Here is a 13,132-nt window from a genome sequence, read left to right as displayed (position 1 = left end):
GTCTCCTTATAGGTCGGGTTCGGGGTAAAGCCCCCGGCAAAGCCCACCATGGTGAGCCAGACGCCCGGCACTTGCCAGAACTTGCGCTCCACCCCCCAATAGCAGCCCATGCCGAACATTGCCTCGGCCATGCCCGCAGGCACCGGGCTGCGCAGATCGCGCCCGTTGAGGAAATGCGGCTCGGTGATCGGCATCGGCTCGGGGCGGCCGGGCAGGGCGTCTTCAGGTGCCACCATCTTCGTCTTGTCAGTGCCAAACAGGTTGAACATGCGCGGTCTCCTTTGCTGAGACATATATAGGCGCGCGCCACGGATTTTCGACGAAAATCCGCGCCCCGGGTTTTCGTCGAAAACCCGGTCGCGTCACTCGGCCGGGACGGCCATGGCCCCAGGGCCGCGCAGCTCGCGCAGGCGGGTTTCATTCCCGGCGCTCGGGTTGCGCGGCACCAAGAGCGACAGCAGGATCTGCGTGAAGGCGATGGCGGCGGCCAGAATGAACACCCAATCCGGCGAGGTGGCCCAGATATAGCCCAGACCCGCCGGCAGGAACACCGCCGCGATATGGTTGATGGTAAACGACAGCGCCGCCGAAGTCGCCATATCCGACGGATCGGCGATCTTCTGGAAATAGGTCTTGTGCGAGAAACTGATGGCGAAAAAGATGTTGTTCGCCACGTAAAGCCCGGCTGCCACCCAGCCCGGCAGGTTGAACCAATAGAGGCAGCCATAGCCGACGAAGACCGCAAACAGCCCTGTGAACTCGATCAGCATGGCCTTCTGTTCGCCAAACCGTGCCACGAAGCGCCCGATGGAGGGGGCGGTCACCATATTGGCGACAAAGGTCACCAGCATCAGCGCCGTCACCGCCTCCACGCCATAGCCGAAACGCTCCACCATCATGAAAGCGGCAAAGACCACGAAAATCTGCCGCCGCGCGCCGTTCAGCATCTCGAACAGGTAGTAAAGCCAGTAGCGCCGCCGCAGCACGATGCTTTTGCGCTGTTTGTGCGGCGCCTCGAAGCGCGGATAGGCCAGCAGGGCAAAGATTGCGATGGCCGCGCAGATGCCGCCCGAGGCGAGGAAGACGAAGTTATAGCTGAGGTCGAAGGTCTTCCAGCACAGCACGATCAGCCCATAGGCCACCAGCGAGGCGGTCGAGCCTGCCGCCACCAGCTTGCCCAGAACCCGGGGCGCCTCGGCCTTGGTCAGCCATTGCAATTGCAGCGACTGGTTGCAGCTTTCAAAATAGTGAAACCCGATGGAGGAGATCAGCGTCACCCAAAGCAGCCCGCCAAAGCTGGGGAACCACGCGGTCACCGCCGTGGCGCTGCCCAGCAGGATCAGCATCAGCGCCGCCATCACCTGTTCGCGGATCACCAGCAGGAACAGCAGCACCCCCACCGCCAGCAGGCCGGGGATTTCGCGCACCGTGTGCAGCCAGCCGATTTCCACCCCGGTGAATCCCGCCGCCTCGATCACGAAGTTATTGAGCAGCGCCGACCAGGTGGCGAAGGCCAGCGGCATGGCCACGGCCATCAGGAACAAAAGCGTGGTGGGGCGGCGCCAGAGCGGCAGGCCAGCGGCATCGGGGAGGGAGAGGGTGCGCGTCATGACCGGCAGCCTACGCCCAAGCCCTTTGGGCTGCGAGAGGCGGAATTGTCGGGGTGACAATATTCCGCGCCGCTGCCCCCCGCGCCCAATCGCCAATTGATCCGCCCGCGCCCCCCCCCCTATAAGGCGCAAAACCCATCCGAAGGAGGCCTCCATGTCGTTCCGCGCCCGCCATCTGCTCGGGATCGAACATCTGGCCCCGGACGAGATCCGCGCCGTTCTCGATCTGGCGGAACGCTATGTCGATCTGAACCGCCGCACGGTCAAAAGCTCGGATGCGCTGGCGGGCATGACCCAGATCAACATGTTCTTTGAAAACTCCACCCGCACGCAGGCCAGTTTTGAACTGGCGGGCAAGCGGCTGGGGGCCGATGTGATGAACATGAGCGTCGCGCAATCTTCGGTGAAAAAGGGCGAGACGCTGATCGACACGGCGCTGACCCTGAACGCCATGCACCCCGATCTTCTGGTGGTGCGGCACCCCCATTCGGGGGCGGTGAACCTTCTGGCCTCCAAGGTGAAATGCGCGGTGCTGAATGCGGGCGACGGGCGGCACGAACACCCGACGCAGGCCCTGCTGGATGCGCTGACCATCCGCCGCGCCAAGGGCCGCATTCAGCGCCTGACCGTGGCGATTTGCGGCGACATTGCCCATAGCCGGGTGGCGCGGTCGAACCTCATTCTGCTGGGCAAGATGGAGAACCGCATCCGCCTGATCGGCCCGCCGACGCTGATGCCCTCGGGCGTGTCGGACTTCGGCTGCGAGGTCTATGACGACATGCGCGAGGGGCTGAAGGGCGCCGATGTGGTGATGATGCTGCGCCTTCAGAAAGAGCGGATGGATGGCGGTTTCATCCCGTCGGAGCGCGAATATTACCACCGCTACGGGCTGGATGCCGAGAAACTGGCCGTGGCCTCGCCCGAGGCCATCGTGATGCATCCCGGCCCGATGAACCGGGGCGTGGAGATCGACGGCGAGATCGCCGATGACATCAACCGCAGCGTGATTCAGGATCAGGTGGAGATGGGCGTGGCCGTCCGCATGGCCTGCATGGACCTTCTGGCCCGCAACCTGCGCGCTGAACGCGGCGCCCGCGCCGTGGGGACGATGGTGTGAGCCAGATCACCCGCGACCCTTTGCTGACAGGCCCGCGCCCTTTGGCCGAGGGCGAGGTGCTGTTGGAAACCTTCCGCCCGGATCGCGGGGTCTATCTGCGCAATACGCTGATCTTGATGGTGGTTTTCGGCGTGATCGCGGGCGGGGTGCTGGTGGCGATAGGCGACCCGAACCCCTGGGTTGGCCCTTTGGCGGCCATTCTGGGCATCGGCGCACGGGCGTGGTTTCTGGCCTCCGAAGCGCTGGCTGCCGAATGGCGCCTGACAGACCGCCGTCTGCTGGGCCCCGCGGGCCAGGTGATCGCCCGCGCCGATCTGATCGAGGCGCGCAAGGTTTTTGGCGAAGTGGCGGTGATCACCCGGGCGGGCGAGAAATTCCTGATCAAATACCCTGCCGACCCCGAGGCGGTGATTGCGCAGTTGAACGGGGCCAAAGCATGAGCGATCTGTCGCTGGACCCCGAGGAGCAGGTGGAGCTGCGCTTCGCCGCGCCGGTGATGCCGGGCTGGAGCCACCTGACCCCGCAGCGCCGCATCGCGCTTGGCGTGGTGATGCTGGCGCTGGTGATCGTGCTGTGGCCGGCATGGCAGGCCGCAGCGGCGGCCTCGGGCTTCATGCTGGCCTTGGCGGCGCTTGGCGATGTGGTGAACCTGATCTGGCGGCGCGAAGGCGTGCTGACGGATCGGCGCATTTTCCTGCTCTCGCGCCTTGTCGGGCGGGCGCTGCCGGTCTGGCAATCGCCCCGCGCCGATGTGTATTTTCGCGGCCAGATGCAGTTCAACCGCCTCGCCTCGCGCCGGAACGGGTTGAGCGTCAAGCGGCTCGGCGTCCTCGCCCCCGGCGTTGCGGCGGCGCTGAAAGCCGCCCTGCCGCGCAAGAGCGGGGTGCCGACATGACGCCGCTTTTGCCCGGTGAAACCCTGCTGTGGCAGGGCCGCCCCGCCTCTGGCACAAGGGCCGATACCTCCAACCCCGGCAAGCTGGTGTTCGGATTGGCACTGGTGGCTTTCGCGCTGTTCTGGATGGACAAGGCGATGGAGAGCGGCCCGATCTGGCTGGCCGGGTTGCCCTTTCTGGCTTTCGGGCTGCACCTCTCGGTCTGGACGGCATGGGCGCCGCGCCTGCGCGCCAAATTCGCGCATTACCGCCTGACCGACCGCCGGGTTCTGGTGGATGTGGTCTGGCCCCTGATCGGCACGCGCAGCCAGGTTCTGACGTTAACCCCTTCCACCGCAATCGAAAATGATGGGCAAGACCCGGCCACCCTCACCCTGCGCCATCAGGTGTCCGGGCCGCGCGGCAGCGGGACCGAGGCCCTGACCCTCAGCCGCATCGAGGCGCCCGCGCGCCTGTTGGCCCTGATCGCCCAAGTTCAACGGAGCGCCGCATGACCCCCGATCCGAACCGCAAACCCACCCGCGAGGAGATGCGCGCTGGCGGCATGGTGGCCATGGCCGTGCTGATCGTCCTCGCGCTGTTCACCGCTTTCTTCATTCTGGGCGCCTGATGCCCACCGCTTCCATGGGGACCAAGATGACCCTGCATTTCACCAATGCCCGCCTGATCGACCCCGCGACGCTGGCCGATGCGCCGGGCAGCCTGACCGTGGCGGATGGCGTGATCACCGCCCGCGATGCCGCCGCCCCCGAGGGCGCGCAGGTGATCGACTGCGGCGGCGCCTGCCTGGCGCCGGGGATCGTGGATTGGGGCGTGAAGATCGGCGAGCCGGGCGAGCGCCACCGCGAGAGCTTTCGCTCGGCCGGGCTGGCGGCGGCGGCAGGCGGGGTCACCACGATCATCGCCCGCCCGGATACTGCCCCGGCCATCGACACGCCGGAATCGCTGGAATTCGTGACCCGCCGCGCCGCCGAGGCCAGCCCGGTGCGCATCCGCCATATGGCGGCGCTGACCAAGGGCCGCGCGGGCCGCGAGATGACCGAGATCGGCTTTCTGCTGGATGCGGGCGCGATTGCCTTCACCGATGTCGAGGCCGTCAGCACCGACACCAAGGCGCTCAGCCGCGCTTTCACCTATGCGCGGTCCTGCGGCGCGCTGGTGGTGGGCCACCCGCAAGAACCGGGCCTGTCGAAGGGGGCGGCGGTCACCTCGGGCAAGTTCGCCTCGCTGCGCGGCCTGCCCGGCGTGCATCCGATGGCCGAGCGCATGGGGCTGGACCGCGACATCGCCCTGGTCGAGATGACTGGCGTGCGCTATCACGCCGATCAGATCACCAGCGCCCGCAGCCTGCCCGCGCTGGAGCGTGCCAAGAAGAACGGCTTTGACGTGACGGCCGGGGTCTCGATCCATCACCTGACGCTGAACGAGATCGACGTGGGCGATTATCGCACTTTTTTCAAGCTGACACCGCCCCTTAGGTCCGAGGAGGACCGGCTGGCCATGGTCGCCGCCGTGGCGGATGGGGTGATTGACGTAATCTGTTCGATGCACACCCCCGCCGATGAGGAAAGCAAGCGGCTGCCTTACGAGGAGGCGGCCTCGGGCGCGGTGGGCTTGCAGACGCTGTTGCCGGCGGCGATGCGGCTGTATCACGCGGGGCATCTGTCGCTGCCCGAGCTGTGGCGGGCCATGGCGCTCAATCCGGCGCGGCGGCTGGGGCTGCCGCAGGGGCGGCTGTCGCTGGGCGCGCCTGCCGATCTGGTGCTGTTCGACCCCGATGCGCCGTTTGTGATGGATCGGTTCAGCCTGCTGTCCAAATCCAAGAACACGCCCTTTGACGGGCAGCGGATGGAGGGTAAGGTTCTGGCAACTTTCGTGGGCGGTGCCCGCGTGTTCGGAGCCTGAGCCATGTTTTCGATCCTGCCCGCTGTCACGACGGATGGTCTGAGCCTGCTTTTGGTGGCTGTCGGGGCCTATCTGCTGGGCTCGGTGCCCTTTGGCATCGTGATCACCCGCGCCTTGGGCCTTGGCGATCTGCGCCAGATCGGCTCGGGCAATATTGGCGCGACAAATGTGCTGCGCACCGGCAACAAGGGGGCGGCCCTGGCCACCCTGCTGCTGGATGCGGGCAAGGGCGGCATCGCGGTTCTGATCGCGCGGGCGCTGACCGGGGCGGAGGATGCCGCGCAACTGGCTGGATTCGCTGCGTTTCTGGGGCATCTTTACCCGGTCTGGCTGGGGTTCAAGGGCGGCAAGGGCGTGGCGACCTTCTTTGGCACGCTGCTGGCGCTGGCCTGGCCCATCGGGCTTGCGGCCTGTGCCACCTGGCTTGCCACCGCCTTTGTCAGCCGCATCTCCTCGCTTTCGGCCTTGGTCGCGGCGGCCACGGTGCCGCTGTGGATGTGGGCCTTTGGCTTTGGCCCGATGATCGGGCTGGGCGCGGTGCTGGCCTCGATGGTGATCTGGCGCCACGGGGCGAATATCAGCCGCATTCTGGCCGGGACCGAGCCGAAGATCGGCAAGGCGTAACCGGCCTCTGCGCGACAGATTGGCTTAAAACGGCGGCATTTGGTCGCAATTCCGCTGCGCCGCGCGGGTTTTCGGGGCATAGTCGGCCCGAACAGGGAGTCTCAGATGTTCCTTTCGGTATTCGATATGTTCAAGGTGGGGATCGGCCCCTCCTCCTCGCACACCATGGGGCCGATGGTGGCGGCGGCGCGGTTCATTGCCACGCTGAAGGCCAGCCCCTTCCATGCCTATGGGCTGCGGGCCTCGCTGCATGGCTCGCTCGCCTTTACCGGCGTGGGCCATGCCACCGACCGGGCCACCATTCTGGGTCTGGCGGGGTTCGAGCCTGCCACCTATGACAATGACAAGGCCGAGGCGGCGCTGGCGCAGATTTTTGCGACAAAAACCGTGCAACCTCCGGGGCTTGGCACTTTGCGCTTTGATCCCAAGGCCGATCTGCTGTTTGATTTCGGCCCCTCGCTGCCGGGGCATGCCAATGGCATGATCTTGCGGGCGCTGGATGCGCAAGGCGATGTTATCCTTGAAGAAACCTATTATTCCATCGGCGGTGGTTTCGTTCTGACAGCGGCAGAGCTGGCAGGCGGCGCCAAGGCCGTGGGCGGGCCGGTGGTGCCCTATCCGTTCGACACGGCAGCGCAGATGCTGGCGATGGCCAAGGCCTCGGGTCTGTCGATCGCGCAGATGAAGCGCGCCAATGAGCTGACGGTGCGCAGTAAAGCCGAGCTGGACCAAGGGCTTGAGCGGATCTGGGCGGTGATGGAGGCCTGCATTGATCGCGGCATGAAGGCCGAGGGCATCCTGCCCGGCGGGTTGAAAGTGCGGCGTCGGGCCAAGGGCATTTACGATGCGCTGATGGCCGAACGCGGGCTGAACATGACCGCGCCGCATACGATCAATGACTGGATGTCGCTCTATGCGATGGCGGTGAATGAGGAAAATGCTGCGGGAGGTCAAGTGGTTACGGCGCCGACCAATGGGGCGGCGGGGGTTTTGCCGGCCACGATCCGCTATTGGCTGGACCATGTGCCGGGCGCCAGCCGCAGCCAGATCGGGGATTTTCTGCTGACGGCGGCGGCGGTGGGGGGGTTGTGCAAGCACAATGCCAGCATCAGCGGCGCGGAATGCGGCTGTCAGGCCGAGGTCGGCTCGGCCGCGGCCATGTCGGCGGCGGGGCTGGCGGCGGTGCTGGGCGGCACGCCGGAACAGGTTGAAAACGCTGCGGAAATCGCGCTGGAGCATCACTTGGGCATGACCTGTGACCCGGTGAAGGGTCTGGTGCAGGTGCCCTGTATCGAGCGCAACGGGCTGGGCGCGATCAAGGCAGTATCGGCGGCGAGCCTCGCGATGCGGGGCGACGGGATTCATCTGGTGAGTCTGGATGCCTGTATCGAGACCATGCGCCAGACCGGGCATGACATGCACGAGAAGTATAAAGAGACCAGTCTGGGCGGGCTGGCGGTGAACGTGCCGAACTGCTGAAAAGGGAAATGGCCTGTACAGTTTCGGCCGTTTTTGGGGCGGAAGTGTAACGGGCTATACGCTTTGGCGGGGCGGGGGCGGATGTCGCTTTTTGCCCGGTCTGCGGGGGCGGCGCGGCAAGACCAGACCAGGGCGGGCGGCTCATCCGGGGGCTTTGGGCCAACGGCCCGATGTGGATGCGTTTCAACATGACCTCGGCGATGGCCTCGGCCATTTCCGGCCCTTTGGGAGTGGGGAGGCTGGACCGGGTCAGCGTTTGATCACCGAGGCCTGTGCCCGCCCGGCGGGTGTGAAGCACCCGCCCCCGGCTGGGCGGGCGGCTCATCCGGGGGCTTTGGGCCCTCGGCCCAAACGTGGCTCACGTTTCAACATGACCTCGGCAATGGCCTCGGCCATTTCCGGGGACGGATCAGAAAACGCATCGCGTTTTCCCGGCCCTGTGCGAAGCTGTCCGCAAGACCAGATCAGGGTGTGATCACAGAGGGCAGTGCCCGCCCGGCGGGTGTGAAGCACCCGCCCCCCGCAGGGCGGGCGCTGGCCGGGGGCTTTGCGCCCCCGGCCCTCTGGGGATGCGTTTCAACATGACCTCGGCGATGGCCTCGGCCAATCGGTGTGGTTCAGAAGCGCGTGGCGTCTGGCCAAGGGCCCGATGGGGAAATGGCAGCGCGATGGCCTCGGCCAACTTGGGGCGGGGGATTGTGCCGCGCTCAATCCACCCGGCTGGGCTTGCGCATGGTCACCAGCTCTTCGGCCATGGTGGGATGCACGGCGACGGTGCGGTCGAAGTCTTCCTTGGTTGCGCCCATCTTCACCGCGATGGCGGCGAGCTGGATCATCTCGCCCGCGGCAGGGCCGACGATATGGCAGCCCAGCACCCGGCGGGAGGATTGCGAGACCACCAGCTTCATCAGCACCCGGTCCTCGCGGCCCGCGAACAGGCTTTGCATCGGGCGGAAGCTGGCGGTGTAGACCTCGATCTTGTCCTGCACGCGGGCGGCCTCTTCGCTGAGGCCCACCGTGCCGAACTCGGGCTGGGTGAAGACGGCGGAGGCGACCAGATCGTGATCGGCCTGCCAGGGCTTGCCGCCAAAGATCGTATCGGCGAAGGCGTGGCCCTCGCGGATCGCCACCGGGGTCAGGTTGATGCGGTCGGTCACATCACCCACGGCAAAGACCGAGGGCACGGCGGTCTGGCTATGGGCATCGACGACAATCTGGCCGCGCGTGCCGATCTCCACCCCCAGGGCCTCCAGCCCCAGCCCGGCGGTGTTGGGCACCCGGCCGGTGGCGTAAAGCACGAGGTCGAAGGCCTCGGCGCCGGTGGAGGTCTCGGCGATGATCCCCTCGGCACCTTGGCGCAGCGCGGTGACCTCATGGCTCAGCCGCAGGTCGATGCCATTGCCTTGCATCGCGCTGACGATCTGGGCGCGGCATTCCTCGTCAAAGCCGCGCAGGATCTGTGCGCCGCGATAGCTTTGCGTGACCTTCACGCCCAGACCGTTGAGGATGCAGGCAAATTCCGAGGCGATATAGCCGCCCCCCACCACCAGCGCGCGGGCGGGCAGGGCATCAAGGTGGAAGATTTCGTTCGAGGTGATGGCAAGCTCGGCACCGGGAATCGCAGGCACGAAGGGCCGCCCGCCGGTGGCGATGAGGATATGCTTGGCCGTGACCCGCCGCCCGTCGGCCAGCGCGACGGTATGGGCATCCACCAGCGTGGCGCGCAGGTCAAAGATGGTGACGCCCGCACCCTTGAGGCCGCCGCGATAGGCGCCTTCCAGCCGGGTCAGCTCGGCCTCCAGCCGGGCGCGGAAATGGCCCCAGTCGAAGGCGCCGGAGCTGACCTGCCAGCCATAGGCGCGGGCATCCTGCATCAGGCCCGGATATTCGCTGGCATAGACCATCAGCTTTTTCGGCACGCAGCCGCGAATGACGCAGGTGCCGCCCATCCGCGATTCCTCGGCCAGGGCGACGCGGGCGCGGCCTTCGGATGCGGCGATGCGCGCGGCGCGCACCCCGCCCGAGCCGCCGCCGATGACAAAGAGGTCAAAGTCGAAATCCATGGGGGCCTCCGTGACGGGTTTGGAGAGTGGTATTCCACAGGCGGCGGGGCTTTGCCAGTGCTGGCAGTGGCGGCTTGCCTTTCGCCCGGGCTTGCGCTTCTCTGCGCGCCACGGGCGTGGAGGTGGGGATGTGGCTTTGGGGCGTGGCGCTTGCGATGGCTTTGGCGGGGCCTGCCGGCGCGCATCCGCATATGTGGATGGATACCGAGATCGCGCTGCATCTGGATGCCCAGGGCCGGGCCGAGGCAGTGCGGATCACCTGGACCTATGACGAGTTCTCGTCCATGGCGCTGATCGAGGAGCGGGGCCTCGATGCCGATCACGATGGCAATTCGACGCCGGAGGAAGAGGCGGCGCTCAGCGGGTTCGACATGCATTGGGATGCGGGCTTTCCCGGCGATACCTATGTGCTGTCGGGCGGCGTGGCGGTGGGCCTGAGCGGCCCGTCGGACTGGACGGCGCGGCATCAGGGCGGGCGGATCACCACCAGCCATCTGCGCAGGATCGAGCCGCCGGTGAGCCTTGAAAAGGTCTTGCAGGTGCAGGTCTATGATCCGGGATTCTATACCGATTACACCATCGTCAAGCGGCCCGTGGTGACCCCTGCCTTGCCAGAGGGCTGCATGGCCGAGGTGCTGGCGCCGGACCCGGCCGAGGCCGATCAGCGCCTGCTGGATGCGCTGGCGGAATATGGCGCCGATCAGGATGTGGAGGCGGATTTCCCGGCGATCGGGGCGCAATTCTCGGAGGAGGTGCGGCTGACATGCGGCGCGCGCTGATCCTCGCCGGCTTGGGCGTGGCGCTGGTGCTGCTGGCGCTGTGGCTCGGCGGGGCGCTGAGCGCGCTGCGCGTCTGGGCCGAGGCGGGCGCGCGCGCGGTGCAGCGCGAGCTGGCGGCGGCGGTGCGGGCGCTGGTGGCGGGGCAGGCGGGGGCGCTGGCGGGGCTGCTCGCGCTGTGCTTTGGCTATGGCGTGTTCCATGCGGCGGGGCCGGGGCATGGCAAGCTGCTGGTTGGCAGCTATGGCCTTGCGCGGCGGGTGCCGGTGGCGCGGCTGGCCGCCATCGCGCTGGCATCGAGCCTGGCGCAAAGCACGGTGGCGGTGGGGCTGGTGCTGGGCCTTGTGATGGCCTTTGGCTGGGCAAGGGCCTCGGTCGAGGGGCTGGCCGAGGCGCTGTTCCTGCCGCTGAGCCACGGGCTGATCGCGGCGCTGGCGCTGTGGCTGATCGCGCGCGGGCTGAGAGGCTTGCGCGCGGCGCATCTGGCGGCGCAGGCCGGGCCGATCCGGCTGCCGGGACAAGGGGGGGCGGGGCAGGCGGGCCACCCGCCGGGGTGCGCCTGCGGGCAAAGCCACGGCCCGAGCCTGAAACAGATCGAGGCGGCAGACAACCCGCGCGCGGCGCTGGCGCTGATTGCGGCCATCGCGCTGCGCCCCTGTTCCGGCGCGCTGTTCTTGCTGGTGATCGCCTGGCAGACCGGGATTCTGGCCCAAGGGATTCTGGGGGTCTATGCCATGGGCCTTGGCACCGCGCTGGTAACGGTGGCGGTGGCAGTGCTGGCGGGCTGGTCGCGCGAGGGCGCCCTCGCGGCGCTGCCTGCGCGCGCGCTGCCCGCCCTCGAACGCGGTCAGGCGCTGGTGGAGCTGATGGCGGGGGCGGTCATCCTCGCCGTTGCGCTGCCCTTGCTGGTCGCGAGCCTTTAGGCCCTTGCGCGCGGGGCGGGTGTTGCCTGCGGGGGCGCTTCGCCCCCCGCACCCCCCGAGGATATTTGGAAACAGAAAATGAAGGGGCGCGGCTCTTTTTCATTTTCTGTTTGAAAATATCCTCGGGGGAGAGCGCGCAAGGCGCGCTCCGGGGGCAGACAGCCCCCGGCGAGGTTGCGGCTGGTTGCGACATTTCCGGTCGCCCTTGGCGCAGAAACCGGTGCCTCTCTTGCTTAGCAAGGCGGGATGATCGCAAAACAATCTCATACCGCTCATGCCGGGGCCTTGTTGGCCTTGGGGTTGCCGCTGGTCGGCTCTCACATCGCGCAGATGGCGTTGCATGTGGTCGATACCGTTGTGCTGGGCTGGTATGGGGTGACCGAGCTGGCGGCGGTGGTGCTGGGCGGCTCGTGTTTCTTTGTGGTCTTCGTGCTGGGGGGCGGGTTCGCGCAGGCGGTGATGCCGATGGTGGCGCAGGCGCTGGGCCGGGGCGACGAGACCGAGGTGCGGCGGGCCACGCGGATGGGGATGTGGCTGTCGATCCTGTTCGGGGTGGTGATCTATCCGCTGTTCTGGTTCTCGGAGCCGATCCTGCTGGCCGCCGGGCAAAAGCCGGATGTGGCGTTGCTGGCGGGGGATTTTCTGCGGATTGCCGGATTGGGGATGATCCCGGCGCTGCTGGTGATGGTGTTGAAAAGCTATCTGGCGGCGTTGGAGCGCACGCAGGTGGTGCTGTGGGTCACGGTCAGCGCGGTGGGGCTGAATGCGCTGTTGTGCTACCCGCTGGTCTTTGGCCGTTGGGGCTTGCCCGAGATGGGGGTGGTGGGCTCGGCGCTGGCGACGCTGCTTATTCAGGGGCTGAGTCTGGTGGTCATCGCGCTCTATGCGGCGGCTTTGCCGGGGTTGCGGCGGTTCCATCTGTTCCAGCGGTTCTGGCGGCCGGATTGGCATGCGATGGGGCAGGTGTTCCGTTTGGGCGCGCCGATTGGTCTCACCGGGCTGGCGGAGAGCGGGTTGTTTCAGGCGACGGCCTTGATGATGGGGTGGATCGGCACGGTGGAGCTGGCGGCGCATGGCATTGCAATGCAGGTGACGGCGATCGGGTTCATGGTGCATGTGGGGCTGTCCAATGCCGCGACGGTGCGGACGGGGCGGTTTGCGGGCGCGGGCGACTGGGCCGATTTGCGGCGCGGGGCGGCGGTGGCGATTGCCATTTCGGCGGCGGTGGGGGTGGCGCAGATCGTGCTGTATCTGAGTTTCGCCGAGCCGATTGTGGGGCTGTTCATTGATCGCAGCAGCGCCGAGGCGCCGTTGATCCTGGCTTTTGGCGGGGTGTTGCTGATCTATGCGGCAGCGTTTCAGATGATGGATGCCGGGCAGGTGCTGGCCTTGGGGTTGTTGCGGGGCGTGCAGGATACGGCGGTGCCGATGGGGATTGCGGCGGTGGCCTATTGGCTGATCGGGGTGCCGGCGGCTTGGTATCTGGCGTTTCGCGCCGGGTGGGGCGGCGCGGGGCTATGGATGGGCCTTGTCATCGGGCTGTTCTGCGCGGCGAGTGCCTTGATGTGGCGGTTCTGGAGCCGTGTACCGCGGGGCTGAGGGGGCCGGAATAGAAAACGCATCGCGTTTTCCCGGCCCTGTGGGAAGGGGCAGCAAGACCGGGGCAGCCGATGACCGAGAGGCCAAGGCCTGCCCCGGCGGGGGCGAAGCGCCCGCCAATGGCGGGGCGGGCGCTGGCCG

The 13,132-nt window shown here is 67.1% G+C and carries 13 protein-coding genes; 10 read left to right on the top strand and 3 right to left on the bottom strand.

The genetic code is table 11. From position 1 onward, the window contains the following. Together JNN06_RS08545 and JNN06_RS08540 are read right to left on the bottom strand one after the other, a co-directional pair. Positions 1-269: peptide-methionine (S)-S-oxide reductase (locus JNN06_RS08545; RefSeq protein ID WP_291239165.1), on the bottom strand; the 269-nt coding region annotated here is incomplete at its 3' end. 93 nt (positions 270-362) lie between these two features. Beyond that, positions 363-1,610: an MFS transporter gene (locus JNN06_RS08540; protein WP_291239164.1), complete on the bottom strand. Its 1,248-nt coding sequence runs from the start codon at positions 1,608-1,610 to the stop codon at positions 363-365. Between the two features lie 154 nt (positions 1,611-1,764). Here JNN06_RS08540 and JNN06_RS08535 point away from each other — a divergent pair, with 154 nt between their 5' ends. The 7 genes from JNN06_RS08535 to JNN06_RS08505 all read left to right on the top strand — a co-directional run bounded on the left by JNN06_RS08535 (position 1,765) and on the right by JNN06_RS08505 (position 7,630). Further along, the gene (locus tag JNN06_RS08535; protein WP_291239163.1) at positions 1,765-2,727 is read left to right on the top strand and encodes an aspartate carbamoyltransferase catalytic subunit; all 963 of its coding nucleotides are present in this window, start codon (positions 1,765-1,767) and stop codon (positions 2,725-2,727) included. Beyond that, positions 2,724-3,167, top strand: coding sequence for a hypothetical protein (locus JNN06_RS08530; RefSeq protein WP_291239162.1), 444 nt, complete (start codon positions 2,724-2,726; stop codon positions 3,165-3,167). Before JNN06_RS08535 ends, JNN06_RS08530 begins: the two co-directional genes overlap by 4 nt. Then, positions 3,164-3,622, top strand: coding sequence for a hypothetical protein (locus JNN06_RS08525; protein ID WP_291239161.1), 459 nt, complete (start codon positions 3,164-3,166; stop codon positions 3,620-3,622). Before JNN06_RS08530 ends, JNN06_RS08525 begins: the two co-directional genes overlap by 4 nt. After that, complete coding sequence (locus JNN06_RS08520) at positions 3,619-4,116, top strand: hypothetical protein (RefSeq protein ID WP_291239160.1); 498 nt, start codon at positions 3,619-3,621, stop codon at positions 4,114-4,116. The genes JNN06_RS08525 and JNN06_RS08520 overlap by 4 nt, the downstream gene beginning before the upstream one ends. Before the next feature lie 142 nt (positions 4,117-4,258). Continuing rightward, positions 4,259-5,527, top strand: coding sequence for a dihydroorotase (pyrC, locus tag JNN06_RS08515; RefSeq protein WP_291239159.1), 1,269 nt, complete (start codon positions 4,259-4,261; stop codon positions 5,525-5,527). Between the two features lie 15 nt (positions 5,528-5,542). Next, positions 5,543-6,151 carry a glycerol-3-phosphate 1-O-acyltransferase PlsY gene (gene plsY, locus JNN06_RS08510; RefSeq protein WP_291239166.1) on the top strand — a complete coding sequence of 203 codons (609 nt, stop codon included), beginning with the start codon at positions 5,543-5,545 and terminating at the stop codon, positions 6,149-6,151. Between the two features lie 105 nt (positions 6,152-6,256). Continuing rightward, positions 6,257-7,630, top strand: coding sequence for an L-serine ammonia-lyase (locus JNN06_RS08505; protein WP_291239158.1), 1,374 nt, complete (start codon positions 6,257-6,259; stop codon positions 7,628-7,630). A 707-nt stretch (positions 7,631-8,337) separates the two neighbouring features. Here the strand turns inward: JNN06_RS08505 and gor are convergent. Beyond that, complete coding sequence (gene gor / locus JNN06_RS08500) at positions 8,338-9,693, bottom strand: glutathione-disulfide reductase (RefSeq protein ID WP_291239157.1); 1,356 nt, start codon at positions 9,691-9,693, stop codon at positions 8,338-8,340. Positions 9,694-9,821: 128 nt separating this feature from the next. Between gor and JNN06_RS08495 the strand changes: the two genes are divergently transcribed. From JNN06_RS08495 to JNN06_RS08485, 3 genes are all read left to right on the top strand, one after another. Further along, positions 9,822-10,472 (top strand): DUF1007 family protein, encoded by a 651-nt coding sequence (locus tag JNN06_RS08495; RefSeq protein ID WP_291239156.1) that lies wholly within the window; start codon positions 9,822-9,824, stop codon positions 10,470-10,472. Beyond that, on the top strand, positions 10,457-11,392 hold the full coding sequence (locus tag JNN06_RS08490) for a hypothetical protein (protein ID WP_291239155.1): 936 nt from the start codon (positions 10,457-10,459) through the stop codon (positions 11,390-11,392). The genes JNN06_RS08495 and JNN06_RS08490 overlap by 16 nt, the downstream gene beginning before the upstream one ends. Positions 11,393-11,638: 246 nt before the next feature. Continuing rightward, positions 11,639-12,991 (top strand): MATE family efflux transporter, encoded by a 1,353-nt coding sequence (locus JNN06_RS08485; protein WP_291239154.1) that lies wholly within the window; start codon positions 11,639-11,641, stop codon positions 12,989-12,991. Positions 12,992-13,132 lie beyond the last annotated feature (141 nt).

It is taken from the genome of Gemmobacter sp. (assembly GCF_016792925.1).
Lineage (GTDB): Bacteria > Pseudomonadota > Alphaproteobacteria > Rhodobacterales > Rhodobacteraceae > Gemmobacter.
Note: the sequence above shows the minus strand (reverse complement) of the source record. Positions and strands in the feature narration are given on the sequence as shown.

Coding starts and splice junctions, on each gene's coding strand:
- JNN06_RS08525 (WP_291239161.1), top strand. CDS start 3,164: ATGAGCGATCTGTCGCTGGACCCCGAGGAGCAGGTGGAGCTGCGCTTC.
- JNN06_RS08490 (WP_291239155.1), top strand. CDS start 10,457: ATGCGGCGCGCGCTGATCCTCGCCGGCTTGGGCGTGGCGCTGGTGCTG.
- JNN06_RS08535 (WP_291239163.1), top strand. CDS start 1,765: ATGTCGTTCCGCGCCCGCCATCTGCTCGGGATCGAACATCTGGCCCCG.
- JNN06_RS08520 (WP_291239160.1), top strand. CDS start 3,619: ATGACGCCGCTTTTGCCCGGTGAAACCCTGCTGTGGCAGGGCCGCCCC.
- gor (WP_291239157.1), bottom strand. CDS start 9,693: ATGGATTTCGACTTTGACCTCTTTGTCATCGGCGGCGGCTCGGGCGGG.
- JNN06_RS08505 (WP_291239158.1), top strand. CDS start 6,257: ATGTTCCTTTCGGTATTCGATATGTTCAAGGTGGGGATCGGCCCCTCC.
- JNN06_RS08485 (WP_291239154.1), top strand. CDS start 11,639: ATGATCGCAAAACAATCTCATACCGCTCATGCCGGGGCCTTGTTGGCC.
- JNN06_RS08495 (WP_291239156.1), top strand. CDS start 9,822: ATGTGGCTTTGGGGCGTGGCGCTTGCGATGGCTTTGGCGGGGCCTGCC.
- JNN06_RS08540 (WP_291239164.1), bottom strand. CDS start 1,610: ATGACGCGCACCCTCTCCCTCCCCGATGCCGCTGGCCTGCCGCTCTGG.
- pyrC (WP_291239159.1), top strand. CDS start 4,259: ATGACCCTGCATTTCACCAATGCCCGCCTGATCGACCCCGCGACGCTG.